The organism is Salinivibrio sp. PR919 (genome assembly GCF_001995355.1).
Taxonomy (GTDB): Bacteria; Pseudomonadota; Gammaproteobacteria; order Enterobacterales; family Vibrionaceae; genus Salinivibrio; species Salinivibrio proteolyticus.
Map to the genome: position 1 here is coordinate 1 of NZ_MUFL01000154.1, position 2,584 is coordinate 2,584.

The following is a 2,584-nucleotide window of genomic DNA, read 5'->3' on the forward strand; positions in this document are numbered from 1 at the left end:
GACTGCGACGGGCACCATTGCGATCAATGATGTTGACACCGACGATGCGCCTACCTTTGCCGATGTCACACAAGCGGGTACATATGGTTCGCTAGAGCTGGTCGATGGCAACTGGACCTACACCCTCAATCAAGCCGACTGCGACGGGCACCATTGCGATCAATGATGTTGACACCGACGATGCGCCTACCTTTGCCGATGTCACACAAGCGGGTACATATGGTTCGCTAGAGCTGGTCGATGGCAACTGGACCTACACCCTCAATCAAGCCAGCGTGCAGGATTTAGATGCTGGCGATCAGGTCACCGATACCATTACCCTGACTGCGAGCGATAACACCCAGCAAGATATTGTCATCACCATTACGGGGACGGATGATGCTCCTGAAGTGWGTGGTGAGTTTGTTGGTTTAGTGACCGAAGGCAACGTGGGCGATGCGGTCACTGCCACCGGCACCCTTGCGATCAGTGATGTGGATGGCGACGATACGCCTGCCTTTGCCGATACCGCAGCAACCGGCACTTATGGCTCGCTCGAGCTAGTGAATGGCAGCTGGACGTATACGCTTGATCAATCTGCCGTGCAGCATTTAGATGCCGGTGATCAAGTCACCGACACTATCACCCTGACTGCCTCTGATGGCACAGAGCAAGATATTGTTATCACCATTACGGGGACGAATGATGCCCCTGAAGTAAGCGGTAGCTTTGTTGGTTCTGTCACCGAAGGCAACGTGGGCGATGCCGCGGTGACTGCGACGGGCACCATTGCGATCAATGATGTTGACACCGACGATGCGCCTACCTTTGCCGATGTCACACAAGCGGGTACATATGGTTCGCTAGAGCTGGTCGGTGAGAACTGGACCTACACCCTCAATCAAGCCAGCGTGCAGAATTTAGATGCCGGTGATCAGGTGACCGACACCATCACCCTCACCGCAAGCGATAACACGCAACAAGATATTGTCATCACCATTACCGGCACCGACGACTTACCTGAAGTCACCGGTAGCTTTACCGGCTCAGTCACCGAAGGCAACGAAGGTGATGCCCCAGTCACTGCCACCGGYACCMTTGCGATCAGTGATGTGGATGACGGCGATAATCCAACCTTTGCCGATACCACTGAGGCGGGTACCTATGGCTCGCTAGAACTGGTSAACGGCAACTGGACTTACACGCTAAATCAGAGCTCAGTACAGAATTTAGATGCYGGCGATCAGGTGACSGAYACCATCACCCTGACTGCCTCTGATGGCACAGAGCAAGATATTGTYATCACTATTACGGGGACAAATGATGCCCCTGAAGTGAGCGGTAGCTTTACCGGCTCGGTGACCGAAGGTGACGCGGGCGATGCACCTGTCACTGCGACGGGTACGATTGCGATCAGTAATGTTGACACCGACGATAATCCAACCTTTGCCGATACCACTGAGGCGGGTACCTATGGCTCGCTAGAACTGGTCAACGGCAACTGGACTTACACGCTAAATCAGAGCTCAGTACAGAATTTAGATGCTGGCGATCAGGTGACGGATACCATCACCCTCACCGCCTCTGATGGCACCCAGCAAGATATTGTTATCACCATTACGGGGACCGACGATGCGCCTGAAGTCACCGGTGAGTTTGTTGGCTCAGTCACCGAAGGCAACGTGGGCGATGCGGTCACTGCCACCGGCACCCTTGCGCTCAGTGATGTTGATGGCGACGATACGCCCACCTTTGCCAATACCACTGAAGCAGGAACCTATGGTTCGCTCCAGCTAGTTAACGGTAATTGGACTTACACCCTTGATCAATCTGCGGTGCAGAGTTTAGATGCCGGCGATCAGGTCACCGATACCATCACCCTGACTGCCTCTGATGGTACCCAGCAAGCTATTGTTATCACTATTACTGGTAGCGAGGATGCCCCAGAAGTGACCGGTAGCTTTGTCGGTTCAGTGACCGAAGGTAATGAAGGCGATGCGCCTGTCACTGCGACGGGTACGATTGCGATCAGTGATGTCGATGGCGATGACAATCCGACCTTTGCTGATGTTACACAGGCAGGCAACTATGGCTCGCTAGAGCTGGTGAACGGCAACTGGACCTACACCCTCGATCAATCTGCCGTGCAGAATTTAGATGCCGGTGATCAAGTGACGGATACCGTCACTCTCACAGCAAGCGATGGTACTGAACAAGCCATTGTGATCACTATTACGGGGACCGACGATGCACCAGAAGTGAGTGGTGAGTTTGTTGGTTCAGTCACCGAAGGCAATGAAGGTGATGCGCCTGTTACTGCCACCGGCACCCTTGCGATCAGTGATGTCGACGGTGACGATACACCTACCTTCGCCAATACCACTGAGACTGGTGCTTATGGGTCGCTAGAGCTGGTGAACGGCAATTGGGCTTACACCCTCGATCAGTCTGCGGTGCAATATTTAGATGCTGGCGATCAGGTGACGGACACCATCACCCTGACTGCAAACGATGGTACTGAGCAAGATATTGTTATCACCATTACCGGTACCGATGATGCCCCTGAGGTCACCGGTAACTTTACCGGCTCGGTCACCGAGGGTGA

Annotated in this window: 2 protein-coding genes; both read left to right on the forward strand. The window is 53.8% G+C overall.

Annotated elements, in window-relative coordinates; genetic code table 11:
• Nucleotides 1-22: 22 nt before the first annotated feature.
• The gene (locus tag BZG83_RS17070) at nt 23-166 is read left to right on the forward strand and encodes a VCBS domain-containing protein (protein WP_241828306.1); all 144 of its coding nucleotides are present in this window, start codon (nt 23-25) and stop codon (nt 164-166) included.
• The coding region (locus BZG83_RS16230; protein WP_241828305.1) for a VCBS domain-containing protein at nt 105-2,584 on the forward strand (2,480 nt) is incomplete at its 3' end. The genes BZG83_RS17070 and BZG83_RS16230, both read left to right, overlap by 62 nt.